At 74.2% G+C, this 25085-nt stretch carries 23 protein-coding genes; 10 read left to right on the top strand and 13 right to left on the bottom strand.

What is annotated here, in order from left to right; translation table 11 throughout:
* Nucleotides 1–48: 48 nt before the first annotated feature.
* Both UO65_RS03515 and UO65_RS03510 read right to left on the bottom strand, forming a co-directional pair.
* Nucleotides 49–1476 (bottom strand): class I adenylate-forming enzyme family protein, encoded by a 1428-nt coding sequence (locus UO65_RS03515; RefSeq protein ID WP_035278644.1) that lies wholly within the window; start codon nt 1474–1476, stop codon nt 49–51.
* Entirely contained in the window at nt 1473–3200 is a 1728-nt protein-coding gene (locus UO65_RS03510; RefSeq protein WP_035278642.1) for a 3-hydroxyacyl-CoA dehydrogenase family protein, read from the bottom strand. The genes UO65_RS03515 and UO65_RS03510 overlap by 4 nt, the downstream gene beginning before the upstream one ends.
* Before the next feature lie 262 nt (nt 3201–3462).
* Here UO65_RS03510 and UO65_RS03505 point away from each other — a divergent pair, with 262 nt between their 5' ends.
* Nucleotides 3463–4446, top strand: coding sequence for a 3-oxoacyl-ACP synthase III family protein (locus UO65_RS03505; RefSeq protein ID WP_035278640.1), 984 nt, complete (start codon nt 3463–3465; stop codon nt 4444–4446).
* 48 nt (nt 4447–4494) lie between these two features.
* On the opposite strand, the gene UO65_RS03500 is transcribed toward UO65_RS03505, so the two are convergent.
* Nucleotides 4495–6861 (bottom strand): penicillin acylase family protein, encoded by a 2367-nt coding sequence (locus tag UO65_RS03500; RefSeq protein ID WP_035278638.1) that lies wholly within the window; start codon nt 6859–6861, stop codon nt 4495–4497.
* Between the two features lie 182 nt (nt 6862–7043).
* Here UO65_RS03500 and UO65_RS03495 point away from each other — a divergent pair, with 182 nt between their 5' ends.
* The 3 genes from UO65_RS03495 to UO65_RS32985 all read left to right on the top strand — a co-directional run bounded on the left by UO65_RS03495 (nt 7044) and on the right by UO65_RS32985 (nt 10434).
* Nucleotides 7044–7844, top strand: coding sequence for a nitrilase-related carbon-nitrogen hydrolase (locus UO65_RS03495; protein ID WP_035278634.1), 801 nt, complete (start codon nt 7044–7046; stop codon nt 7842–7844).
* Nucleotides 7844–9481, top strand: coding sequence for a flavin monoamine oxidase family protein (locus tag UO65_RS03490; RefSeq protein WP_035278632.1), 1638 nt, complete (start codon nt 7844–7846; stop codon nt 9479–9481). Before UO65_RS03495 ends, UO65_RS03490 begins: the two co-directional genes overlap by 1 nt.
* A 149-nt stretch (nt 9482–9630) precedes the next feature.
* Entirely contained in the window at nt 9631–10434 is an 804-nt protein-coding gene (locus UO65_RS32985; RefSeq protein WP_052020611.1) for a GNAT family N-acetyltransferase, read from the top strand.
* On the opposite strand, the gene UO65_RS03480 is transcribed toward UO65_RS32985, so the two are convergent.
* The 3 genes from UO65_RS03480 to UO65_RS03470 form a co-directional block, all read right to left on the bottom strand.
* Complete coding sequence (locus UO65_RS03480; protein WP_052020609.1) at nt 10431–12050, bottom strand: CocE/NonD family hydrolase; 1620 nt, start codon at nt 12048–12050, stop codon at nt 10431–10433. The genes UO65_RS32985 and UO65_RS03480 overlap by 4 nt on opposite strands.
* Nucleotides 12040–12636 (bottom strand): TetR/AcrR family transcriptional regulator, encoded by a 597-nt coding sequence (locus UO65_RS03475; RefSeq protein WP_035278628.1) that lies wholly within the window; start codon nt 12634–12636, stop codon nt 12040–12042. Before UO65_RS03475 ends, UO65_RS03480 begins: the two co-directional genes overlap by 11 nt.
* Before the next feature lie 127 nt (nt 12637–12763).
* A complete protein-coding gene (locus tag UO65_RS03470) occupies nt 12764–13660 on the bottom strand; it encodes a proteasome assembly chaperone family protein (RefSeq protein ID WP_035278626.1) in 897 nt (298 codons plus the stop codon).
* 180 nt (nt 13661–13840) lie between these two features.
* Here UO65_RS03470 and UO65_RS03465 point away from each other — a divergent pair, with 180 nt between their 5' ends.
* A complete protein-coding gene (locus UO65_RS03465) occupies nt 13841–14638 on the top strand; it encodes an alpha/beta fold hydrolase (RefSeq protein ID WP_052020607.1) in 798 nt (265 codons plus the stop codon).
* Between the two features lie 44 nt (nt 14639–14682).
* On the opposite strand, the gene der is transcribed toward UO65_RS03465, so the two are convergent.
* The 7 genes from der to UO65_RS03435 form a co-directional block, all read right to left on the bottom strand.
* Nucleotides 14683–16104, bottom strand: a complete 1422-nt coding sequence (gene der / locus UO65_RS03460; protein ID WP_035278624.1) for a ribosome biogenesis GTPase Der — start codon at nt 16102–16104, stop codon at nt 14683–14685.
* Nucleotides 16101–16778 carry a lysophospholipid acyltransferase family protein gene (locus UO65_RS03455; RefSeq protein WP_035278680.1) on the bottom strand — a complete coding sequence of 226 codons (678 nt, stop codon included), beginning with the start codon at nt 16776–16778 and terminating at the stop codon, nt 16101–16103. Before UO65_RS03455 ends, der begins: the two co-directional genes overlap by 4 nt.
* Nucleotides 16775–17455 carry a (d)CMP kinase gene (gene cmk, locus UO65_RS03450; RefSeq protein WP_035278678.1) on the bottom strand — a complete coding sequence of 227 codons (681 nt, stop codon included), beginning with the start codon at nt 17453–17455 and terminating at the stop codon, nt 16775–16777. The genes UO65_RS03455 and cmk overlap by 4 nt, the downstream gene beginning before the upstream one ends.
* A 555-nt stretch (nt 17456–18010) precedes the next feature.
* The gene (locus UO65_RS36535; RefSeq protein ID WP_161784421.1) at nt 18011–18154 is read right to left on the bottom strand and encodes a hypothetical protein; all 144 of its coding nucleotides are present in this window, start codon (nt 18152–18154) and stop codon (nt 18011–18013) included.
* Nucleotides 18151–19023, bottom strand: coding sequence for a helix-turn-helix transcriptional regulator (locus UO65_RS03445; RefSeq protein ID WP_063935874.1), 873 nt, complete (start codon nt 19021–19023; stop codon nt 18151–18153). The genes UO65_RS36535 and UO65_RS03445 overlap by 4 nt, the downstream gene beginning before the upstream one ends.
* A 200-nt stretch (nt 19024–19223) precedes the next feature.
* Nucleotides 19224–20435 (bottom strand): MFS transporter, encoded by a 1212-nt coding sequence (locus UO65_RS03440; protein WP_233427426.1) that lies wholly within the window; start codon nt 20433–20435, stop codon nt 19224–19226.
* A gap of 176 nt (nt 20436–20611) precedes the next feature.
* Nucleotides 20612–21067, bottom strand: coding sequence for a hotdog fold thioesterase (locus tag UO65_RS03435; RefSeq protein ID WP_052020603.1), 456 nt, complete (start codon nt 21065–21067; stop codon nt 20612–20614).
* Nucleotides 21068–21353: 286 nt separating this feature from the next.
* Here UO65_RS03435 and UO65_RS03430 point away from each other — a divergent pair, with 286 nt between their 5' ends.
* The 5 genes from UO65_RS03430 to UO65_RS03410 are packed head-to-tail and all read left to right on the top strand — an operon-like array spanning nt 21354 to nt 25075.
* A complete protein-coding gene (locus tag UO65_RS03430) occupies nt 21354–22352 on the top strand; it encodes an AvrD family protein (RefSeq protein ID WP_035278621.1) in 999 nt (332 codons plus the stop codon).
* A gap of 26 nt (nt 22353–22378) precedes the next feature.
* A complete protein-coding gene (locus tag UO65_RS03425) occupies nt 22379–23098 on the top strand; it encodes an AAA family ATPase (protein ID WP_035278620.1) in 720 nt (239 codons plus the stop codon).
* 37 nt (nt 23099–23135) lie between these two features.
* Nucleotides 23136–24137 (top strand): beta-ketoacyl-ACP synthase III, encoded by a 1002-nt coding sequence (locus UO65_RS03420; protein ID WP_035278619.1) that lies wholly within the window; start codon nt 23136–23138, stop codon nt 24135–24137.
* A 27-nt stretch (nt 24138–24164) separates the two neighbouring features.
* Complete coding sequence (locus UO65_RS03415) at nt 24165–24401, top strand: acyl carrier protein (protein ID WP_035278618.1); 237 nt, start codon at nt 24165–24167, stop codon at nt 24399–24401.
* Nucleotides 24402–24403: 2 nt separating this feature from the next.
* On the top strand, nt 24404–25075 hold the full coding sequence (locus tag UO65_RS03410) for an HAD family hydrolase (protein WP_035278617.1): 672 nt from the start codon (nt 24404–24406) through the stop codon (nt 25073–25075).
* Nucleotides 25076–25085: the final 10 nt, after the last annotated feature.

Below are 25085 nucleotides of genomic sequence, written 5' to 3'. Positions count from 1 at the left end.
CCCGGAGGTCTCCCCCGTTCCAAGCACCAACCTCCCGGCCCGGTGCGCCTAGGCGAGCACGGGCTCCGCCGCGGTGTCGGCGGCCACGACCTCCAGCCGGGCGCGGTCCGGCTTGCCGTTGCGGTTGAGCGGGAAGCGCTCCACCACCACGACCCGGTTCGGCTGCTCGAAGGTGGGCAGCACCTCCGCCAGGAACGAGCGCCAGTGGGCCTCGTCGTGGCCGTCGGGGTCCTCCACGACGAACACGAGCTGCGCCCCCCGGCGCTCGTCGGGCAGCGGCACCACCTTCACCGCGCAGCCCGCGTCGGCCACCCGGCGCTCGATGATCTCCGGGTAGAGGGTGTAGCCCATGCGCGTCACGGCGAACTTGCGGCCCAGCACGACCAGGTTGTCCCGCTCGTCGAGGTAGCCCAGGTCGCCGGTGCGGACCCAGCCGGTGGGGGCGGGCACGGTCGAGCCGTCCTCGCCCAGGTGCCCGGTGAGGCCGTCGGGGGTGTCCACCTCGATCTCCCCCACCTGCCTGGCGGCCACGGGGACACCGTCCTCGTCGACGACGCGCAGCGCGATTCCCGGCATGGCCCGCCCGCACGCCACCGGGTTGTCGGGAGTGGCGAAGGAGATGTTGGCGTACTCGGTGCTGCCGTAGCTGTCCAGCAGCGGCAGGCCGAACCGCTCCACGTACCGGTGCACCAGCCCGCTGTCGAGCGGCGCGGCCCCGGCGCAGAGCATCCGCGCCGACGCCAGGCCACCGGCCAGGGCCGGGCGCTTGCCGATGATGTTGAGCATGCTCAGGTAGGTCGACGGCGTCGCGTCGACCACGGTGACCCCGGTGCCCGCGGCCTGCACCAGCGCCCGGTCCAGCCGGGTGTACGGGGCCACCACCAGCGAGCAGCGGCGCAGCCAGGCGATGAGCACCATGGACAGCCCGTACTGGTGCGGGAACGGCAGCAGCGGCAGCAGCACGTCGGTGGCGGTGTGGCCGACCTGGTCGGCGTTGCGCTCCAGGTTGCGCAGGAACGCGCCGCCGCTCTTGACCACGCCCTTGGGGGTGCCGGTGGAACCCGAGGTCCACATGATCAGCCCGTCCGGGCGCGCGGCCCAGCCGGTCACGTCCAGGTCGGCGGCGACGGGTTCGCGGCCGATGGCGTCGACGATCAGGTCGTAGAGGAACAGCGGGTCCTCGTCGGGCAGCAGCGGCGCGTCGTAGTCGGCCACGACCAGGCGGGCGCCCGCCCGCTGCGCCATGCGGCGGGTCTCGGCGGCCTGCTCGCGGTGGTCGACCAGCAGCACCGACGCCTCGGCGTGCATCAGCGCCAGCAGCACCGTGACCCAGGCGGCGCTGTTGCCCGCCTTGAACACCACCCGGTCGCCGGGGGCCAGGCCCCGCTCGCGCAGCACGGCGACCACGCGCAGCGCCTGCCGCTCGACCTCGGGCCAGGTCTGGGCCGACTCGGCCCCGAACACCGCGCCGGTCACCGGGTCACCGCCGAGGAGCGGTTGCCGACCTGGCGGAAGCCGCTGCCGCTCTTGCGGCCCAGGCGGCCCTCGGCCACCAGCCGTTCCAGCGCGGGTTCCGGTGGGGCGGCGCCGTCGCGGCCGGACTCGGCGAGCTTGCGCAGGATCTGCAGGGACACGTCCAGGCCGATGGTGTCCAGCAGGGCGAACGGTCCCATCGGGTGGCCGTAGCCCGCCTCGACGGCGGCGTCGACCTCCTCGATGCCCAGCTCGCTGGTGCCGAGCAGGCGGATGGCGTCGTTGAGGTAGGGGAACAGCAGGTGGTTGACGATGAAACCGGCCCGGTCGGCGCAGTCGACCGGGGTCTTGCCCAGCCGCCGGGCCAGGGCGCGGGCGGTGGCCGCGGCGTCGTCGGCGGTGCCCTCGGCGCGGACCACCTCGACCAGGCCCATCACCGGCGCGGGGTTGAAGAAGTGCGTGCCCACCACGTCGGCGGGGCGGCCGGTGGCGGCGGCGCAGTCGGCCACCGCGAGGCTGGAGGTGCTGGTGGCCAGCACGGCGCCGGGCTTGGCCACCGCGTCCAGGGCGGTGAACACCGCCCGCTTGACCTCCGGGTCCTCGGCCACGGCCTCGACCACGAAGTCGCAATCGGACAGCGCGGTGTAGTCGTGGGCCTCGGTGATCAGGGCCAGGGCGGTGGTGCGGGTCGCGGCCGGGATGCGGCCCCGGCGCACACCGCGCGCCAGGGAGGCGTCGATCGCGGTGATCGCGGCGGCGGCCTTCTCGGCGCTGCGGGCGAGCAGGACCGTCGGGATGCCCGCGATCGCGGCCACCTCGGCGATGCCCTGGGCCATGGTGCCGGAGCCGATCACCCCGACGCGGGCCACCGGGCGGCCCGGCGGTTCGGCGGTGCCGGTGCCCGCGGCGGGCTCGATGACCTCGCCCACCTCGTCGTAGTCGTGGAAGCCGCGGCGGGCGACCCGGCCGAGGGCGCCGTCGGCGACCATCCGGTCGAGCACGGGCGCGGGCCGGAAGGCGTCGTCGCCGGTGGCGGCGTGGCGGCGCAGCAGGGCCGAGCGGACCGAGCCGACGCCGATCTCGTCCAGCACGCGCAGCGGGCCAAGCGGCAGCCCGCAGCCCAGCCGCATCGCGGCGTCGATGTCGTCGCGGGTGGCGTAGCCCTCGTCGAGCAGGGCCGCGCAGCGGTTGAGGTGGGCGTAGACCAGGTCGGTCGCGGCGTCGGCGGCGCGGCGGCCGGTGTTGACCACCTCGCGGTCAAGCCGCTTGACCAGGGAGCGCACCGCGTCGAACGCCTCCGGGGAGGTCATCGCCGTGGGCACCACCTCCACGGTGCGGCCCAGTGGCGGCGGCAGCGGGAAGCGCAGGCCGAGCAGGCGCGTCGAGCAGCCCGCCGCGATGGCCAGCCACGGCACGGGGACCGAGGCGGTGGTGGTGACCAGGACCGTCTCGGGGGGACAGAGGTCGACCACCGAGCGCAGCACGGCCTCCTTGGTGGCCGCGTCCTCCGGCACGGCCTCCACGACGACGTGGGCGCGCTTGAGGTCGGTGACCTCGGCGCCCAGCGACAGGGCGCGGTCGCCGAGCCGGAGCCGGGCGCGGTCGAGCGCGACCGGGTCGGGGTCGACGCCGACGACCTCGACGCCGGAGGCGAGCAGCGCGGCGGCCAGGCCCTCCCCCAGCGAGCCGAGACCGAGGACGCCGACCACGAGAGCTGATTCGACCATGAGGGCTGCCGCCTTCCTGGTGTGGGTGATGGGTGCGGCACCGGCCGTCCCGACTCGGCCGGGGCGGTGCGCGGCGGTGGCCGCGGCGGGACCGGAACCCCGTGGCCGCAAGCTATCGCGGGACCGGCGGGTCCCGACCCCCTACACGGGCGCCCGGAACCCGGAACCGCGCTTAGGGGTTATCGGGCACCCGGGCCGTGGGTACCGTCCCGCCGCGGACCGGCGTACCGCGCCGGCGCGGAACCCGGCTGCGGGGAGGACCATGGCGACCACGAGCGCGCCCGGGGTGGGGCTGCTGGGATGCGGCGCCCACCTGCCCGACGAGGTGCTGGACAACGAGACCGTGGCCGCGGCGGCCGGGGTGGAACCGGGGTGGATCGAGCGCAAGACCGGGGTGCTGGCCCGCCGCCGCGCCGCCCAGGAGGACGCGTCCTCCGACCTGGCGGCCCGCGCGGCCCGGGAAGCACTGCGCGACAGCGGTGTCCCCGCCGACCGGCTGTCGCTGGTGGTGGTGGCCACGTCCACACCGGACTCGCCGCAGCCGCCGACGGCCAGCCTGGTGCAGCACCTGATCGGTGCCACCGGGGCGGCGGCCTTCGACGTCAACGCCGTGTGCAGCGGCTTCGTGTTCGCGCTGGAGACCGCGCGCGCCATGCTGCGGCCCGGCGGTTACGCGCTGGTGGTGGGGGTGGACATCTACACCCGCATCGTCGACCCCTCTGACCGGCGCACCGCCGCGCTGTTCGGCGACGGGGCGGGCGCGGTGGTGCTCGGCCCGGTCGAACCGGGTCGGGGTGTGCTGGCCACCGGACTGACCAGCCGGGGCGACCTGCACGGGATGATCGGGGTCCCGGCCGGGGGCAGCCGCATCCCGCCGAGCAAGGACTCGCTGCTGGCAGGCGAGCACTGGTTCACCATGGACGGGCGGGGCGTGCGCGAGTTCGTCGCCGCCGAGCTGCCCGCCGCGGTGGCCGGTTTCCTGGCCGAGCACGGTGTTCCCGGGGAGGCCGTCGACCACTTCGTGCCGCACCAGGCGAACCTGCGGATGCTCGACGAGGTGTTCCCCACCCTCGGGCTGCCCAACGCCCGGTCGCACCACACGGTCGCCGAGTACGGCAACACCGGTGCCGCGTCGGTGCCGATCACCCTGGCCGCCGCCCGGGACAGCTTCCGACCGGGCGAGACCGTGCTGCTGGCCGCCTTCGGTGGCGGCATGGCCATCGGTCTGAGCCTGCTGCGCTGGTAACGGCCGCCGACGAGGACCAGCCCCGGGCCGGGGCTGGTCCTCGTGGTCTCAGCGCCTGCCGGGCAGCAGCACGGTCACCCGTTCGGCGTTGCGCAGCACCGCGCCCCGGGAGTACAGCAGCGGCACCGTTTCCCCCGCCTGCCACCGGTCCGCCAGGTCCCGGTAGTGCGGGCTGCGCGGGTCGCCGGACTGGCCGGGGGTGTTGACGACGCGGGACCGGTCCCAGCCGCCCACGTCGAGGACCATGCGGAAGGACGCGCCGAGCAGTTGCTGGCGGGTCACCGGGTGGTAGACCGACGCGTCGACCGTGTACCAGGCGCCGCCGCGCGGGAAGGAGCCGACGTTCCACTCGGTGTCACCGCGCACGGCTGACAGGGGGTGGGTGAACGTCGTGGTCTGGAGGGAACCCCAGCGCCAAGCGGCGCGGTCCGGGCCGAGGGTCGCGGCCAGGTCGCGGTGGGCAGCGGCCAGGGTGGCGAGGACGAGTTGATCGCGAACGGCGGTGGAACCGAACCACGGCACCGGGTCCTCGACCGCCGACACCAGCACCGCGTTGTCCGGTTGCAGCACGTGCGGCAGCGCGGCGGGGGCGACCGTGCGCACGAAAGCGGGGCCGAGGTAGCGCGACACCCACGTCTCGAACAGCGCGCCCGCGGCGGTGTCCTCGGTCATCACCGCGTCCCAGCCGCGCAGCAGGTCCAGCGCGGCCGTGGCGTCCGGGTCGGTGCCGGTCAGCCCGGCGAGCACGGCGGTCAGCCGCCGCGCCGGGATGGACAGCCGGTCCGATTGCAGGGCGACCGAGTCGGCCACCGACGACTTCCGCTTCCCGCCCAGCACCTCCACGATCCGCTCGTACCGCGACGGGTTGTTCCACTCGTAGGACAATCCCTCGACCGGGTAGCCCTCGGGCAGGTTGTACTGGTTGGCGCTGGCGACGAAACCCCGCGGCGGGTTCGCCGTCTGCGGCAGGGCGGCGCCGTCGACGAAGCCGTTCCACTCGTAGCGCCCGTCACCGGGCACCGGCAGCAGACCGTCGTAGCCGACCCGCTTGGGTGCCAGGCCGACCGACACCATGCCGATGTCGCCGGAGGTGTCGGCGTAGACCAGGTTCTCCGCCGGGGCGCCCCACGCGCGGGCCTGCTCGACGAACTCCGCGTACCCGCCCGCGCGCAGCAGGCGCAGGCTGCCCAGGTACCCGGCGGTGCCCGGCTCCAGCCACGCCGTGCGCACCGCGTACGCCACGCCCTCGACCGCGTCGACCCGGATCACCGGGCCGTGCCGGGTGAACGACAGCTCGACGTCGCGGGGTGCCTCGCCGCGCACCGCGATCCGCTCGGTGGTGGTGCGCATGCGCTCCCACCCGTCGCCGTAGCGGTACCGGGTCGGGTCGGCGGGGTCGAGCTGGTAGACGTAGAGGTCCTCCTGGTCGACCGGGAACACCGTGAGGCCGAACGCGGCGGTGCCGTTGTGCCCGGCGGCGATGCCGGGCGCGGCCGGGTCGCCCGCGCCGATCACGTCGAGCCCCGGCGCGGACAGGTGGGTCAGGTACCGGGTGGACGGTGAGCCCAGGGTGCGGTGCGGGTCGTTGGCCAGGATGGGGCGGCCGGTGGTGGTGCGCCCGGGGCCGATGGCCCAGTTGTTGCTGCCCTCGGCCGAGGCCGGGGCGGCGGGCAGCGCGGTGACGCCGGTCCCGGTGAACGCGACCGACCCGGTGGCCAGCTCGTAGGTGGCCAGCACGTCGGCGGGCAGCGAGCACGGGTCGAACCCGTCGGGCACCGCGAGGTCGTGCTCGGGCTGCAACCGCAACCGCACCCGGTCGGCCCGCACCCCGGCGGCGCAGGCCACCCTGGCCCGGGTGACCTCGCTGCTGAGGTTCTGGGTCAGGGCGTGGGTGCGGATGCGCACCACGTCCTCGGCCGACCACCGGGCGGGCCGGTGCCCGAGCAGCCCGAACTCCGGCGGCAGCGCGGCCGGGTTGCGCTCCACCCAGTCGATGTAGGCGTTGATGCCCGCGGCGAACCTGGTGGCCGCGGTCTTGGCCTCGGGCCCATAGGCGGCCCACTCGCGGGCCATGTCCCCCCGGTAGAGGAAGAGCCGGGCGGCGCGGTCGCGCTCGGCGTGCGCGGGGCCCAGCACCTCCGCCAGCGTGCCCAGGCCGCGGCGGCGGCCCAGGTCGAGCTGGAAGAGGCGGTCGGCGGCCACGGCGAACCCCTGGGCCAGGTAGGCGTCGGCGGCGCTGGCGGCGTAGACGTGCGGCACGCCCCAGCGGTCGGTGACCACCTCGACCGGGCGGTCCAGCCCGGTGGCGAGCACCACGGTCCTCGGTGCGGCGGCGGCGTCCACCGGCGCCGCGGCGGCCAGCACCGCGGTGGCGGCGGCCACCAGTGCCGCACCGCGAGTCCTTCTGCGGAACACGGTTGTCCCTCCCCCTGTCGTTCGTCTGTCGTGGACGCCCAATCTCCCAAGGGGAACCGGGCCTGAGAACCCGAGAAGGCCACGGGCCACCGACACCGGTCGGGTAGGGGCCGGATAGGGGGTTCGCCGCCCCCGCACCGCCATACGCTCGCCGCATCCACCGCCCGGGAGGACACCGAGCCATGAGGATCGCCTGCTGGCAAGCCGAGTCCCCACGGCGGGACGGTCCGGGGCTGCTGGAGCGGATCGCCCGCGCCGCCGCCGACGCCCGCGCGGCCGGGGCGGAGCTGCTGGTGACCCCCGAGATGTCCACTGTGGGCTACCCGGTGCGCGGCGACGTCGCCGAGGACCCGACCGCGGCCGTGGCGGGCATCGCCGCGGACACCGGGGTGGCGATCGTGTTCGGGTGGCCGAGGCGGGCGCACGACGGTGTGCGCAACGCCGCGACCCTGGTGTCCGGGACGGGCGAGGTCCTGGCCACCTACGACAAGGCGCACCTCTACGGCTCGGTGGACCGGTCGGTGTTCACCGCGGGTGGCGAACCGGTGGTGCGCGCCGAACTCGGCGGGCTGTCGGTCGGCCTGCTGGTCTGCTACGACGTCGAGTTCCCCGAGGCGGTGCGCGCGCACGCGCTGGCGGGCACCGAGCTGCTGGTGGTCCCGACCGCGCTGATGCGACCGTGGGAGTTCGTCGCCGAGGTGCTGGTGCCCGCGCGCGCCTTCGAGAGCCAACTGCACATCGCCTACACCAACTGGGTCGGCGCGCGCGGCGGCTTGGACTTCTGCGGCCTGACCCGCGTGGTCGGCCCGCACGGCCGCGTCACCGCCGGGGCGGGCGGTGCCGAGGAGCTGGTCGTCGCCGACGTCGACCCGGCCGAGCTCGCCGCCGCCCGCGCGACGACACCGTACCTGCGGGACCGCCGCCCCGAGCTGTACCGGGGGCTGGTCGAGGCCGCACCGACCGCAGCGGAGAACCGGCCGTGATGCCAGGCGACACCCCGATCACCATGTTCGGGCCCGACTTCCCCTTCCCCTACGACGACTGGCTGGCCCACCCGGCCGGGCTGGGCGCGCTCCCCGAGGACCGGGCGGGCACCCCCGTGGCCGTGGTGGGCGCGGGCGTGGCCGGTCTGGTCGCCGCGCACGAACTGCTGCGCCTGGGCCTGCGCCCGGTGGTGTACGAGGCGGGCGACCTGGGCGGGCGGATGCGCTCGGTGCCCTTCCCCGCCGACCCGACCCGCACCGCCGACATCGGCGCCATGCGCTTCCCCCGCTCGGCGACGGCCCTGTTCCACTACGTCGACGCCCTGGGCCTGCCCACCCGCCCGTTCCCGAACCCGCTGGCCCCTGGCACGCCGAGCACGGTGGTGCACCTGGAGGGCGTGACGCACCGGGCGAAGACCCTGGCCGACCTGCCCGCGGTGTACCGGGAGGTGGCCGACGCGTGGGCCAAGGCGCTGCACGAGCTGGCCGACCTGCCCACCATGGAGCAGGCCATCCGCCGCCGCGACACCGCCCTGATCAAGGCGCTGTGGGACCGGCTGGTGGTCCGCCTGGACGACCAGTCGTTCTACGGGTTCCTGGCGTCGGCGCCCAGCTTCGCCTCGTTCCGGCACCGGGAGCTGTTCGGCCAGGTCGGCTTCGGCGCCGGCGGCTGGGACACCGACTTCCCGAACTCCATCCTGGAGGTCCTGCGGGTCATCTACACCCACGCCGACGACGACCACGTGGGCATCACGGGCGGGGCCCAGCGCCTGCCGGACGGGCTGTGGAACCGCGTCGCCCCCGAGGCGGGCACCTCGCTGGCGCACCTGCACGGCGGCACCCCGAGGGGAGCGGTGACCGCCCTGCGCCGCACGGGCGACACCATCGCGGTCACCGACGCCTCCGGCACCACCGAGCACTACCCCGCCGTGGTCTACACCCCGCACGTGTGGACCCTGCTCAGCCGCGTCGCCTGCGACCCCGACCTGTTCCCCGCTCCACTGTGGACAGCGATCGAACGGACCCACTACATGGGCTCCTCCAAGCTGTTCGTCCTCACCGACCGCCCGTTCTGGCGCGACACCGACCCGACCACCGGCCACGACGCGATGGGCATGACCCTCACCGACCGCTGCCCCCGAGGCGTCTACCTGTTCGACGACGGCCCGGACCAGCCCGGGGTCATGTGCCTGTCCTACACCTGGAACGACGACTCCCTCAAACTGCTGTCCCTGCCCGCCGCCGAACGCCTGGAGGTCCTGCTCACCCGCCTCGCCGAGGTCTACCCCGACGTCGACATCCGCTCGCACGTCGTGGGCCCGCCGGTCGCGGTCACCTGGGAGTCCGAACCGAACTTCATGGGCGCCTTCAAGGCCAACCTCCCCGGCCACTACCGCTACCAGCGCAGGCTCTTCACCCACTTCCGCCAACACGACCTGCCCCCCACCCAGCGCGGCCTGTTCCTGGCGGGCGACGACATCTCCTGGACGGCGGGCTTCGCCGAGGGGGCGGTGACGACGGCGCTGAACGCGGTGTGGGGCGTGCTGGACCACCTCGGCGGCAACACCCACCCGGACAACCCCGGCCCGGGCGACGTCTTCGACGACATCGCACCGGTGCTGCTGCCGGAACACTAGGGCCTGTGGACAACTCCCCGGGGCGTCGGGGAAGCGCGGTAGAGTCGCTTGTGCTGGTGGGGTTCCGTTCGCGACCGCGCGAATCGGGTTCGCGGTCCTGGTCGGACACGGCCCGACCACCGGGGACGTCGGGCACGGAGGTGGGGCGGGTGGCGGGACTCCAGCGCAGGCTGCGGGTGGACCTGGCGGGCGCGGTGGACCAGGAGCGGCTGGACCGGCTGCGCGAACTGCTCGCCCTGTCCCCGAGGGGCAGGCTGACCGACCACGAGGACGCCTGCTTCGGCGCCCGCGACACCGGGGGCGCGGCGCCGCGGTCGCTGGCCCTCTGGCGCGACGACGAGCAGTCGTGGAGCGTGAGCCTCTCCACACCGAGGGGGTCCGAAGTGGATGGTGCGGAGCTGGACTCGTGGGCGCGCGAGGCGGAGGCCGCCGCGGTGGCGGTGGGGCTGCGCGTGGTGGGCCGCAAGGTGATCGCGCTCAGGCACGACGGGGGGAGCACCGCCGTGTCCGCGGACGGGGTGCGGGAGGCCGCGGCGATCTGGGCCCGCGCGAAGGCGCACCGCGACCGGGACCCGGAGCCCGCCACCGTCGAGGCCACCGCGCCGGGCATCAGGCGCCGCCTCAGCCTCGACGGGGCGAAGCTGCTCCTGGCCCAGCGCGACGGCCGCCCCGCCGGTTTCGCCCTGGTCGCGCCCCGCGAGCGGACGCTGGAGCTGTTCTACCTCGCCGTCGACCCCGACGCGTGGGGCAGCGGCGTGGGAACCCGCCTGCTCCGGGACGTGGAGGAGCACGCGCGGGAGGTCGACCGCGAGGTGCTGGAGCTGTGGGTGATCGACGACAACGAACGCGCCATCGGCGTCTACGAGCGGGCGGGCTGGGTCGGCACGGACGAGGTCGAACGCGACCCGGCGTCCGGGCGGCTCGAACGGCGGTTCCTGCGACGCGTCGACTAGCGGTGGTCCTGCGCTGTCGGGTGTTCCTCGGCGACCCCGGCTGTCGGCAGGGTCAGGACCGAGGGGTGTGCCGGGTCGTGGAGGATTTCCTGGTCCGCCGGGCGGGTGGTGGTCGCGGTGGCCTGCGGTTCGCCGGTGCCGGTGTTGCGCACCAACCGCGGGTGCGCCCCGCTGCTCACCTGCAACCGCAGGCGGTGCCCGGCCCGGAACCGGTGGGCGGTGGCGACGAGGTCGACGGGGACGACGCGGGTCCCGTCGGGGTCGGCGGGCGGGTCGTCCGGGCGGAGGCGGCGCGCGCCGTCGCAGAGGTTCGTGGAGCGGCCGTTCGGGGCGACGTCGCACAGGCGCAGGACCAGGTCGGTGTGGTCGAGGGTCGAGCGCAGGTGCACCGTGGCCGTGACCGGGCCGATGACGTCGAGGTCGGCGCGCAGGGGGGCGCTGGTGAAGGTGAGCACGTCGGGGCGGGCCTCCAGGGGGCGGTTGTCCTTGGCGCCCGCCGTGCCGTCCCAGTTCTCCACCGCCCCGCCCAGGGCGGGGGTGGGGTCGGCCGGGTCGTAGCGGTAGCGGTCCGGCGGCGACTCCGGCGCGGGGTCCGTCGACAGCCCACCGCCGGGTTGCAGGTGCCAGTCGGTGGGCGGGTGGCCGGGCGGTGGCCAGTCGGGCAGGTCCCGCCACCCGCCGCCGCCGCCGACGTGCACCCGGACCGGTGCGCCCTCCGGTGGGTCGGCGCCGCGGGTCGCGGCGTCCACCCAGGCGTCGACGTCGTCGCGGTAGGCCCGGTCCACCGCGCCGCGGCCGTGGTACCAGGGGCCGACGACCAGGCGCACGCGCTTGCCCGCGGCGCGCAGGGCGGCGTGGTCGGCGAGCGTCGAGGACAGGCAGAAGTCGTGCCAGCCGGTGGCCAGGTGCACCAGGTCGGGCATCCCGGGTGCGCCCGCGCGCAGGTCGAGCCGCTCCCAGTACCCGTCGTCGCCCTCGCGGGCGAGCCACTCCCGGAACTGGGTGGAGCGGCGCCCGAGGAGGCGTTCGTCGGCCGTGCCGAGGGGCAGTTCGGCGAGCACCCGCTTCGACCGGCGCGCACCGCGGACGGAGGCGACCATGCCGCGCAGCAGCGAGGCCCCCGGGTGGTCGGCCTGCCACTCGACGGTGTGGACGAACCCGAGCACGACCGCGCCCGCGAACACGCCACCGGGGAAGACCAGCCCGTCCCGCAGTTCCGACGGGGTGTCCTGGAGGATCGCCAGCCGCCACTCGGGGACCTCCGCCCCGGCCAGGGACCAACCGGCCCGACCGATCGCGCTGAGCCCCCAGGTGACGATGACCCCCGGGAACCACGCCTGCGCCCGCAGCCAGCCGAGTACGGCGGGCGCGTCCGCCGGGTCGTGGCCCAGTTCGTCGAACGCGCCGCCCGAGCCGTCGGTCCCGCGCGCGGCCTCGATGAGCACGTCCGCGCCCCGGCGGGCGAACCGCTTGGCCGTCGACGCCATCTGCCCGCGCCCGTAGGGAGTCCGAATCCAGACGACCACCCCGCGGCTCGGCCCGGCCGGGTGGACGTGGTCGACGAGCAGGGTGGTGCCGTCGGCGGCGACCACGGGCAGGTCCCGGTCAACGCGCACCGGGGCCCCCGCCGAAGATCCGGTCCAGGTGGAGGTCGAGCACGGCCACGGCGAGGTCGGCCTCGACCTGCCCGGTGAGCACCTGGGTCATCAGGCCGTCGACGAGCGCGGTCAGCGTGGCGGCCTCCCGCACCGCGTCGCGCTCCCCCGGCACGGCGCGGATCTTCTCGGCGATGAACCCGCGCAGACCCGCACCGCCCTCGCGCAGGGACTCGGCCAGCGCGGGCTCGACCACCGCCCTGGCGAGGAACGCGGTCAACGCGGGCGCCTCGTCCCTGGCCGCCGTGCTCAGCGGCAGCAGCTCCCCCAGCAGCGCCCGGACCACGTCCCGCGCGCTCGGGTCCGGCCCGAGGGCGGTGACCGCCTCGGCGATGCGCCGCTCCACCCGGTCGCTGATCGCGCGGAACGCGAACAGCAGCATCTCGTCCTTGCCGGCGAAGTAGTGCTGCACCCGCCCCATGGACACCCCGGCCTCGGCCGCGACCTGCCGCAGGGTGACGGCGTCGAGCCCCTGCCTGGCCGCGAGCCCGCAGACCGCCGCCGCGATCTGCTCCCGCCGCTCCTGGTGGTCGACCTTCTTCGGCATCGGGCCCCCTTTCGCAATGCGAGTGTATTGCATTGCGGGCGGAGATCAACTGCGAAGGTGTTCCCCCGTGCGGGCGCGGGTTCGCGCCGCGGGTGTCAACACGACCCGCGGCGGAGGTGGACCAGGGTCAGTCGCGGGGCTGCTCGGCGAGGAAGCGCTCGAACTCCGCGCCCAGCTCGTCCGCGCTCGGCACCGGCTCGCCCTCGGCGATCAGCAGGTTCTGCGTGCTCTCGGCGTAGGCGTCGTACTGCTGCTCCAGCGCCTCGACCACCTGCACGACCTCCGCGGACTCGGCGACCTGGCGGGTGATCTCCGCGTCGGTCCGCTTGGCCGTCTCGCGGAGGGCGTCGGTGCCCAGGACCAGGCCGGTCGCGGCCGTCACCGCCTCCAGCAGGCCGACGGCCGCGGTGGGGTAGGTGGTCTGGGCGAGGTAGTGCGGCACGTAGGCGGCGAAGCCCAGGGCGTCGTGGCCCGCCTCCCCGAGGCGCAGTTCCAGCAGCGCCGAGAGGTTGCCCGGGACCTGCACGCGGCTGAACGGGGCCTTCTCGGCGACCAGTTCGGGCCGGGTGGCGTGGGAGATGACCGACAGCTCGCGGGTGTGCGGGACGGCCATCGGGATGCCGTGGCCGCCCACGGTCAGCCGGACCCCCCACCGCTCGACCAGGGTGCGCACGGCGGCCACGACGGCCTCCCAGCGGCGGTCCGGTTCCGGGCCGGTCAGCAGCAGGAACGGGGTGCCCGCCGCGTCGTGGACCAGGTGGACCGCCAGTTCGGGGGCGGCGTAGTCCTGCCAGTGGTCGGTGTCGAAGGTCATCGGGGGGCGGCGGGCGCGGTAGTCGATCAGGTCGTCGACGTCGAAGCGGGCGATCACCCGGTGCTCGTGGACCTCCAGGAGGTGTTCGACCAGCGTGGACCCGGCCGAACCGGCGTCCATGAAGCCGTCGAAGTGGTGCAGCAGGACCGTCCCGTCCAGGTCGGGGACGTCGGAGTCGACCTCGAACAGCTCGTCCGGGCTCTGTGCCACCTGGTACCTCCCACGCCATCACCTGCACCTGTCCTGGGGAGTCAGCGCCGCGGGGGCACCCGGTATTCCCGAGGTCGGGCGGAAGATCGGGCGGGCGTGTGGCGTGGGTGACACGGACAGGGGTGGGGTGGGGGCTTAGCCTGGGCGGGTCCGGGGTGTCAGCTCAGCGGGGAGCGTGTCGTGGCGGTCGTGGCGGTCGGTGGGCGTGAGTTGACCTACGTGCGGCGTGGGGCCGGTGAGCCGCTGCTGCTGATCCAGGGGATGGCCGGGCACCACGGGCTGTGGGGCGAGGAGTTCCTGTCCCTGCTCGCCCGGGACTTCGACGTGGTGGCGTTCGACCACCGCGGGGTCGCCGGGGGCGGGCGGGTCGACGAGCCGTTCACCGTGCGCGACCTCGCCGAGGACGCCGTGGGGGTCCTCGACGGGCTGGGCTGGGACTCGGCGCACGTGCTGGGGATCTCCCTCGGCGGGATGGTGGCCCAGGAGCTGGTCGTGGCGCACCCGCAGCGGGTGCGGTCGCTGGTCCTGGGCTGCACCTACGCCGGGCCCGACGGCGGGGCGCTGGACGGGCCGGGGCCGGTCCGGATGATGACCGCCGCCGCCACCCGCGACGTCAGCAAGTCCCTGCGGGCCGGGTACGAGGCGAACCTGTCCCCCGGGTTCCGGGCGGACGAGGCCGAGTTCGAGCGGTTCGTCGAGGCCGTGCTCTCCGAGCAGGTGCCCGCGCCGGTGATCGCCCTGCAGATGCAGGCCGCGTTGCAGCACGACTCGGTGGCGGGGCTGGCCGACGTCCGGGCCTCGACCCTGGTGGTCCACGGGACCGAGGACGAGATGATCACCCCCAAGAACGGCGACCACGTGGCGAGCCTGATCCCGGGGGCCCGGCTGGAGGTCTTCGAGGGGGTCGGGCACCTGTTCTGGTGGGAGCGGCCCGAGCGGACGGCCGAGCTGGTGCGGGAGCACGCGCTGGGCCGGTGAACCGTGACCGCCACCGGCCCAGGAGGCCGGTGGCGGTCGGTGGATCACTTCTTGCGCTGCTTCTTCTCCCGGACGCGGACCGAGATGCGGACCGGGCTGCCGGTGAAGCCGAACTGCTCGCGCAGCTTGCGCTCGATGAACCTGCGGTAGCCCGCCTCCAGGAACCCGCTGGTGAACAGCACGAACGTGGGCGGCCGGGTCTGCGCCTGGGTGGCGAAGAGGATCTTGGGCTGCTTGCCGCCGCGCACCGGGGGCGGGGTGGCGGCGATCAGGTCGGCCAGCCACGAGTTGAGCTGCCCGGTGGAGATGCGGGTGTCCCACGACTCCAGGGCGTTGCGCAGGGCCGGGGCCAGCTTGCGGACCGCCCGGCCGGTCAGCGCCGAGACATTGACCCGCTCGGCCCACGGGACGCGGACCAGGCCCCGGTCGAGTTCCTTCTCGAGCTGGTTGCGCCGGTCCTCGTCGACCAGGTCCCACTTGTTGAAGGCGAGCACGCACGCGCGACCCGACTCCACCACCATCGTCAGCACCCGCAGGTCCTGCTCGGCGATCGGCTCCGCCGCGTCGAGCAGCACGATCGCCACCTCCGCGGACTCGATGGCGGCCTTGGTGCGCAACGACGCGTAGTACTCGGTGCCGCTGGCGAAGTTGACCCGCTTGCGCAGGCCCGCGGTGTCCACGAAGCGCCAGAGCTGGTCGTCCAGCTCCACCAGGGAGTCCACCGGGTCGACCGTGGTGCCCGCGACCGAGTCGACCACCGAGCGGTTCTCGCCGGTCAGCCGGTTCATCAGGCTGGACTTTCCCACGTTGGGCTTGCCGACCAGGGCCACCCGGCGGGGGCCGCCGACGGCGCCGAAGCGCTCCCGGGGGGTCTCCGGGAGGGCCTTGAGGATGGCGTCGAGGAGGTCGCCGGAGTTGCGGCCGTGCAGGGCGCTGACCGGGAACGGCTCGCCAAGGCCCAGGGACCACAGGGCGGCCGTGTCGGCGAGCAGGCGGTCGTCGTCGACCTTGTTGGCGACCAGGATGACCGGCTGCTTGGAGCGGCGCAGGACCTTGGCCACGGCCTCGTCGGTGGTGGTGGCCCCGACCGTGGCGTCGACCACGACGACCACCGCGTCGGCGTGCTGCATGGCGTACTCGGCCTGGGCGGCGATCGCGCCGGGCAGGCCCTCCAGGCCCGGTTCCCAACCGCCGGTGTCCAGGACGGTGAAGCGCTTGCCCGCCCACAGCGCGTCGTAGGCGACCCGGTCGCGGGTCACGCCGGGGATGTCCTGCACCACCGCCTCCCGGCGGCCGAGGATGCGGTTGACCAGGGTGGACTTGCCCACGTTCGGTCGTCCGACGATGGCCAGGACGGGCACGGCCACCGCGTCGTCGGCCGCGCCCTCGTCGAAGGAGTCGGCCAGGGCGGCCCAGTCGGACTCGTCGGACCAGGTGCCGTCGAGCACACCGTCTGGATCAGTCATCGTGTCGCCTTGTTCTGCTGGGACGAGGGCTGGCGCCGCTCGTCGAGTTCGCGCACCAGGTCCGCGAGGCGGCCCCGGATGGTCTCGGTGGCCCGGGTCAGGCCGGTGCGCCCCTTGCCGACCTCCAGGTCGAACGGCTCGCCGACCAGCAGGTCGACGACGGGGCGCAAGCGCCGCGGGGAGCCCGCGGGCCGGTGCGTGCCGCGGCTGGCGACCGGCAGGACGCGCGCCCCCGTGGTGCGCACCAGCCAGGCCGCGCCCTGCTCGGCGGCGGACACGTCGCCCGCCCCGCGGGTGCCCTCGGGGAAGACGCCGACCAGGCCGCCACCGCGCAGCACGCGCACGGCGGACATCAGCGGCGCCCGGTCCGGGGTGCCGCGGCGCACCGGGATCTGCCCGATGCCGCGCAGCGCCCGGCCGAGCGGGCCGCGGAACAGCTCGCTCTTGACCAGGAACACCGAGCGGCGCGGCAGCATTCCGAAGATGAGCTGCGGCTCCAGCAGGGAGCTGTGGTTGGCGACCAGCACGACCGGCCCGGTGCCCGGCACCCGGTCGCGGTGGTGCACCCGGGTGCGGAACGCCGGGCGGTGCAGGTGGCCCGCCGCGAGCCTGGCGAGGTCGTGCAGCCGGGGCAGCGCGTCGGGCGGCAGGTCCGGGACCTGCTCGCGGCTCACCGCTCGGCCCCGCACAGGCCGCGCTCGCGCACGATCTCCAGCAACTGGGCCAGCACGGCGTCGATGCCCAGGTCGGTGGTGTCGACCTCGACGGCGTCGACCGCGGGCCGCAGCGGGGACACCGCGCGGGTGGAGTCGAAGGTGTCGCGGCGCTGCACGTCGGCCTTGGTCGCGTCCACAGTGGAGACGCGCCCCTCGGCGGAGTCCTGCGCGGTGCGCCGGGCGGCGCGGGCGTCGGCGGAGGCGGTGAGGTAGACCTTGAGCGGGGCCTCGGGGGCGACGACGGTGCCGATGTCGCGGCCCTCGACGACGATGCCGCCCAGGGTGGCGCGGCTCTCCCCGATGATCCGCCGCTGCCGGGAGACCAGCAGGTCGCGCACCCCGGCGACCGCCGACACCGCGGACACCGCGGCGGTGACCTCGGGCCCGCGGATCTCCGCGTCGACCGGCTCGCCGCCCAGCAGCACCGCCGACCCACCCGGGTCGGTGCCGATGCCCAGGTCGACGCCCTCGGCCACGCGCAGCACGGCCGCGCTGTCGGCGGGGTCCACCCCGGCGCGCAGGACGGCCAGCGTCACCACCCGGTACATCGCCCCGGTGTCGAGGTAGCCGGCCCCCAGCGCCCTGGCCAACCCGCGGGCCACGGTGGACTTGCCGGTGCCCGAGGGTCCGTCCATGGCGACGACCCCGCGCAGTTCACCCTGTCCCACCGCTGCCACTCCCCTCGTCCGACCGGCCACTCCGACTGGCCACGCAGCGCCCCATTCTGCCTGCCCACCCGACCCGGGGGACCCCGCGCCCCTCCCAGCAGGCCGGTCACCGCCCTCCCGACCGGAGCAGACCGGAGACTTCCCGTGCGACGACGGGCATTCCCGCGGGGCGCGGCGGCGGGCGGGACACGGTGTGGTGCGCGCGGCCCAGGACCTGCCCCCAACCTGCTCAGCCACCCCGCCAACCGCCGACCCGGCCACCAGCCACGCAAACCCCACCGGCGCAGCCGCCGACCACCCTCGCAACCGCAGGCCCGGCTACGCCCCTGCCCGGGTGGGTGGATGTGTTTGGTCGGGGGTGGCGATCATGTGCAAGCCTGCCCGGGCGGTGGGGCATCCCTTCAACCCCACCCTGTCACGCTGGGCCGCATGATCGCCGTAGGGGCCCCGGCCAAGCACATCCACCCAGCCGGGCACCCCACAAAGACCGGCGGGCAGCCGGGCGCGGCAGGCGGACTTGGACTACGACCTGCCCGCGCTGTCGGAGCTGATGGACCGGGCCGGGCGGACCACGGGGTTCCACACGCGCAACCCGTTCCCGCCCAGCGGGGTGGCGGTGACCGGCGCGGCCGTGGCGGTGCGAGCCGCGCCGGTCGCCGGGGTCACGCGGTCACGCGCTCCGGGAGGGCGTGTTCGCGGGCGTGCTGGTCGAGGAGGCATTCGAGCTTGCGCCGGGTGTCGGAGTGCCTGCGCGGGATGTGCAGGAACATGCGGATCTGTTCCGGGCCGTCCAACTGCCAGGAGTGGGTGTCGAAGACCAGACGCCCGACGGTGGGATGATTGACCTCTTTGTGGCGCATTCTGGAGTCGAGCACCTCGTGGCTGTACCAGAGCGCGGCGAACTGCGGGCTCTGTTCGCACAGGGTGGTGACCACATTGTTGAAGAGCGGGTCGTCGTAGTGCCCCGCGGCGCTGATGCGGAACTGGGCGACGGCCATTCGGGCCATCAGTTCCGGTTCGGCGTAGCGCGACCAGATCTCCGGGTTGGTGAAGAAGCTGATCAATAGATTGCGGTCTTCGGGGGTGAACCCGAAGACCAGTGCGGCCGAGGCGTTGAACCCGAGCAGGTTCCACAGGCTGTCGACCACCAGCGCCGGGCTGGGCAGGCACTCGTCCACCACGTGCCGCAGGTCGACGGTCGTGCGCTCCCCCACGGCGACCGTCGGCTGCGGTGGGGTGATCCCCAGCAACTGGTACAGGTAGCGAACTTCCGACCGGTCCAGGCACAGCGCCCGGCCGATCGCCCTGGCCACCGATTCCGACACGTTGATGTCGCGGCCCTGTTCGAGCCAGGTGTACCAGGACGTGCCGATGCCCGCGAGCACGGCGACCTCCTCGCGGCGCAGGCCGGGCGTGCGCCGCCTGCCCGCTGAAACGGACAATCCGAAATCAGTCGGCGATAATCGTGAACGCCGGGTCTTCAGGAAGTGCCCCAACTCTTCCCGCTGCCGACTGTTTCCCCCACTTTTTGCCATGCGACCGAGCATCACCCCCGGAACGGGTGCTTGTCAAGCCGCAGTGCATCTGGTAATCGGCCGATCACCAGGCGTATTTAAGTTTGTGCAGCAATCACAATCGGCCCAACGACCGCGCGCCGGAGCCCAGGATAAATGACTGTCCGTTCGATTTGTTATTCACGCGTCACAATCGACACACAGCGGTGACGGGAATGTGGTCAACGGGTGCGGCGCAGCGTCTGAATGGCCCAGAGCACGACCGCGGCCAGCGCCAGGACGGCGCCGACGAGGCAGACGGCGGGCCAGCCCGCCGCGGCGTAGGCGGCCCCGGACAGGGCCGAGCCCGCCGCGCCGCCGAGGAAGTAGGTGCCGGTGTAGGCCATGGTGATGCGGCTGCGCGCCTCCGGCCGCAGCGCGTACACGGTGCCCAGGTTCGTCACCTGCACGCCCTGCACGGCCAGGTCGAGCAGCAGCACGCCGACGACCAGCGCCACCGGCCAGGTGCCGCCGCCGAGGGCGAGCACGCCCCAGCTCAGCAGCAGCAGCACCAGCAGCGTCCCGGTGGTGGCCTTCTCCCAGCCGCGGTCGAGGAACCGGCCGGTGACCCTGGCGGCGTAGGCGCCGATCGCGCCGAGCAGCCCGAACGCGCCGATCACCGCTTCGCCGAACCGGTACGGCTCCCCCGCCAGCAGGAACGCCGAGGACGCCCAGAAAGCGCTGAACCCGGCGAAGCACAGGAACCCGTAGGCGCAGCGCAGCCGCAGCACCGGTTCCTCGCGGACGATCGACACGACCGAGCGCAGCAGCGCCGGGTACCGCATCCGGGTGGCCACCGGCACGTCCGGCAGGGTCCGGTGCAGCACGGCGGCGAGCACCACCATCAGCACGGCCGCGACCAGGTAGACCGCCCGCCAGTCGCCCGCGACCTCGGCGATGAGCCCGCCGCCGGTGCGCGCCAGCAGGACACCGATGAGGACCCCGCTCATCACCGTCCCGGTGACCCGGCCGCGCTGCCGGTCGTCGGCGAGCGTGGCACCGAAGGCGACCATCAGCGGCGCCACGACCGCGGAGACGCCCAGCACCGCCGAGATCGCCGTCAGCACCCCGACCGACGGGGCGAACGCGGACGCGGCCTGCACGGCGGCGACCACCGAGAGCAGGGTGACGACCAGCCGCCTGCGGTTGAGCACGTCCGCCAGCGGCACCACCAGCGCCAGCCCGAGGGCGTACCCGGCGGTGGTGACGGTGACCAGCAGCGCGGCGGTCGCGCTGCCCACGCCGAACTCGGCGGCGATGGCGGTGAGCAGCGGCTGGGCGTAGTAGATGTTCGCGACCGCCAGCCCGCCCGCGACGGCGAACAGCGCGACCATCCGCTCCGACATCCCCGCCCCGGGCTCGGCGCGACGGGGTGCGGACGCTGTCTTGGCCACGGGACCTCCACGGGGATGGACTTCACCCCCGATCATCCCGCCCCCGGGTGCCGCCGTGCCAGGCCGCGCCGAACCCCCCACCCGGTGGTACCAGTACCGCCGGGGGCAGTTTGCGCTGCCGGGTGATCCGGCGACCGACAGTGATCAACCCGGTCCGCGATGTCCGAAATGGACCCTCAGACCCGGGGCCGAACGGGCGCGCGCCCACCCGCCGAACGGCGCACCCGCCTGCTGATCGCGCACGTGAGCCGGGCGGTGCAGGTGCGCCGGTCGTCCTCGTCGGTGATGACGACCTCGTAGGTGGCGCTGGAGCGGCCCTCGTGCAGCGCCGTGGCGACCCCGGTCACCAGCCCGGAGGCGACCCAGCGGTGGTGGGTGCACGACAGGTCGAGCCCGACCGCCTGCCCGCCGGGACCGGCGTGCAGCCAGGCCGCGAAGGACCCCAGCGTCTCGGCGAACGCGGCGTTGGCGCCGCCGTGCATGATCCCGACCGGCTGCCGGTTCCCGGTGACCGGCATCGTGCCGACGACCAGGCCGGGGCGGCACTCGACGATGGTGATGCCCAGCTTGGCGATTAGCTGCTCGTCGGCGTAACCGGGTTGCACCTCGACCGGGAACAGTTCTGCGGTCACCGAAACCTCCAAGGGATCTGTCCCAGATCGACGGACGCGTCCGGGGACGCCAGGCTATGTAGGCGCCGCCGCCCGCCCGCCACGGGTTGTGGCGGGGGTCACGGTGGTGCTGGGAGTACCCGTATGGCCTTGCCCCGTACAAACCGACGCAGGCAACGGGGCCGCCGGTCCTGTTAGCGTCGCACCAGCAGCCCGCCGCCGCGGCCCGACACCGGCTCCCGGCCGCTGCCACCACCTCACTTCCCCGACCCACCTAGGCGTTCGCACGCCGTTGGGAGTTCCACCCATGACCAACCCCGCCTTAGCCCACACCACTGTGGACGACCACCTCGGCGACGGCGCCAAGCGCTTCTTCTCCGCCGGGTACAAGCGCGTCGAGTACACCTTCGGCCCGGTCTCGGCGCTGGTCCTCGACCCGGCCGCCGCCTCGGTCGGCACGCACGTCGGCCTGGGCTACCCGGCCGACTGGTCGAAGAAGTCGGCGGGCGTGGACCTGCGCCCGCACCTGAGCACGATCGACGCGATCCTGTTCGGCGTGCAGCTCAGCGAGCTGGTCCTGGTGCGCGCGTTCCTGCCCACCCCGGAGCAGCACCGGGCGATGTGGGTGCGGAAGGTGGCGATCCGGGCCGGGCAGAGCCCGGAGGAGGACCTGCGCGAGCTGGGCCTGGCCGCGCGGCTGGTGTCCACCCGCGAGGAACCGGGTTCGCTGTGCGGCACGGTGTCCGTGGTGGACTGCGCGGTCGGGTCGATGCGGGTGCGCTGCGAGGTGGAGCACCCCGGCGGCGAGGTCCGCCCCGGCCGCGACACCTACGGCAGCCCGGACGTGCTGCTCGGCCCGGCCGCGAGCCGCTACTACGGCACCGGCTTCACCCGCGGCGGGCACCGCGTCGACGACCTGGCGCTGGACCTGCCCGCGCTGCGCGCCACCGCCGCGGTGGAGCTGACCCCGGCGGGCGCCGAGGAGGGCATCGAGGGCGCCTACCAGCCCGCGGCCACCATGGTCGACGCGTTCGCCACCGGCCTGCAACTGGCCCAGGTGCTGCTCTACGAGCTGGACTCCATGCGCCGCAGCGCGAGCAACACGCTGTGGATGCGCAGCACCACCCTTGAAGTGGCCCACCCCGTCCGCCCGGTCGGCGGGCCGCTGCCGCTGCTGACCGAGCTGCGCGACCCCAACCTGATCGAGATGGGCGGCGGCGTGTGGCGCACCGCCGACGTCGTCGCCGAACTCGGCGGCGTGCGGTTCACCTGCGCGGTCGCGCACTCGCTGCCGCGCGGCGTCTGACAAACCCCCACCAGAGAAGGAAACCCATGAAGCTCGCCATTTCCGGCACGTACTCCTCCGGCAAGACCCTCACCTCCTACGCGCTGTCGCACTACATCGGCATCGAGCGCACCCGGGCGCGCACCATGCGCGAGCTGCTGCCGTTCGCGGTGCCGGGCAAGACCCTGGAGCAGTGCAACGGCGCGGAGCTGATCCAGCTCATCGTGCGCAGGCACGTCGAGCGGGTCACCCACGAGAGCCACCTGGTCAACGGCTTCGTCTCCGACGGCTCCTCGTTGCAGGAGTGGCTCTACGGCGCGGTGCGGGTGATCGTCGGCATCAACCCCAACGACTCGGTGCACCTCAGCGACGTCGAGACCGTGGAGAAGACCCCGGAGATGCTGTTCTTCGAGCAGGTCATGGACCAGCTCGGCGTGGCCATCAAGGAGCACGTGAAGAACACCTACGACGCGTTCGTGCACCTGCCCAACGAGCTGGAGCTGGCCAAGGACGGGCACCGCCCGGTCAACGAGCGGTTCCGGCGGCTGGCCGACGAGGGCATCGCCAAGGCCATCGACGAGCTGGGCATCCCCCGCCACGTCATCGGCGGCACCCTCGTGCAGCGGCTCAACGGCATCGTCGACACCTTCGACTTCACCCCGGTGATGGACGTGCACACCGCCATCGAGAAGGCGCAGCAGGAGTACAAGGCGGTCGACATGACCATCGAGACCGACCGCGCCTGGGCCGTCGGCTCCGCGGTCTGACGCCCCCGCCAGAACCAGCAGCAGAGGAGAACACCGCATGGGGCGCGCCGCAGTCCTCACCGGCATCGGCTCCACCGTGCCCGAGCAGGTCGTCACCAACGACATGCTGGCCGCGCGGATGGACACCTCCGACGAGTGGATTCGCTCGCGGACCGGCATCCGCGAACGCCGCCGGGTCGGGGTCGGCACCGCGACCAGCGACCTGGCCGTGGAGGCCGGGCGCCGGGCGCTGAAGTCGGCGGGCGTGGAGTCCGTCGACGCGCTGGTGCTGGCCACCACCACCCCGGACCACCCGTGCCCGGCGACCGCGCCCACCGTGGCCAGCGGGCTCGGGCTCGGCCCGATCCCGGCGTTCGACGTCGCCGCGGTGTGCTCCGGGTTCCTCTACGCCATGGCCACCGCGGCCGGGCTGATCTCGCTGGGCACCGCGGACCGGGTGCTGGTGGTGGGCGCGGAGGCGTTCACCACCATCATCGACCCGGACGACCGCAACACCGCGCCGATCTTCGGCGACGGCGCCGGGGCGGTCGTGCTCACCGCCGGGCACCAGTCCGACCGGGGCGCGCTGCTGGCGTTCGACCTCGGCGCGGACGGCGACCTGGCCGACCTGATCGTCGTGCCCGCCGGGGGATCGCGGCAGCGCACGTCCGGGGTCGAGCCGGGGCCGACCGACCACTTCATGAAGATGCAGGGCAGGACGGTGTTCGTCAACGCCGTCAACCGGATGACCGAGTCGTCGCGGACGGTGCTGCGCCGGACCGGTTGGGACCCCGGTTCGGTCGACTGGCTGGTCGGCCACCAGGCCAACGTGCGCATCCTGCACGCGGTGGCCGACCAGCTCGACCTGCCCGGGGAGCGGGCGTTCGTCAACGTCGACAGCGTCGGCAACACCGCCGCCGCCTCCATCCCGCTGGCCCTCGACGACGCCGCGCGCGCCGGGCGGCTGGCCCCCGGCGACCGGGTGGTGCTGACCGCGTTCGGCGGCGGCGCCACCTGGGGCGCCATCACCCTGGAATGGCCTGACCTGGCCGCCCTGTAAGCAGAAGAACACCAAGGGGAGTCGCACATGGACACAACTGTCAATACCCGGGTCGTCGAGCTGGTCGCGGCGAAGGCCGAGCTGCCGGTCGCCGAGCTGGGGCTGGAGCGCACCTTCGAGGACATCGGCCTCGACTCGCTGCACCTGATGGAGATCGCGCTGTGGATGCAGAAGGAGTACGGGGTCGTCATCCCCGAGGGCGACCTGCGCCACGACCAGCCGCTCGGCGAGGCGCTGGCCTACCTCGACGCCAAGACCCGCTGACCGTGGCGCGCGGCCTGGCCTTCTTCGACGTCGACGGCACGCTGATCACCGTCACCAGCATCTTCCGGTTCCTGGCCTTCGACCTGGCCGAGCGCGGCCACCCGCCGTCGGAGTTCGACGCGCGGCTGGCGGCGCTGGGCGCGCTCAAGGCGGCCGGGGCGTCCCGCGAGGAGGCCAACCGGGCCTTCTTCGCCAACTTCGCGGGACGCCCGGTGGAGGAGCTGGCGGCGGTGGGCAGGCGGTGGTTCGACGCCGAGCACGCCGCGGGCGGGCTGTTCGTGCCGTCGGTGCTGGCCAGGCTGCGCGCCCACCGGGCGGCGGGCGAGGCGGTGGTGCTGCTGTCCGGCTCGTTCCCGCCGTGCCTGCGCCCGCTGGCCCGGCTCGTCCTCGCCGACGCGGTGCTGTGCACCGAACCTGAGGTGCGCGACGGCCGCTACACCGGCGCGGTCGCACACCCCGTCGTCGGCGCGCGCAAGGCCGTGGCCGCCCGGGAACTGGCCTGGGAACGCGGGGTCGACCTGGCCGACTGCACCGCCTACGGCGACCACGACTCCGACCTGCCGGTGCTGGAGCTGGTCGGGCACCCGGTCGTCGTGGGCGACGACCCGGTGCTCGCCGCGCACGCGGACCGGCGCGGCTGGGACCGCCTCCCGCTCGCGGTGCCCGCACCGTGACAACCCCGCA

The sequence above is a fragment of the Actinokineospora spheciospongiae genome (assembly GCF_000564855.1).
Classification (GTDB): Bacteria; Actinomycetota; Actinomycetes; order Mycobacteriales; family Pseudonocardiaceae; genus Actinokineospora; species Actinokineospora spheciospongiae.
Note: the sequence above shows the minus strand (reverse complement) of the source record. Positions and strands in the feature narration are given on the sequence as shown.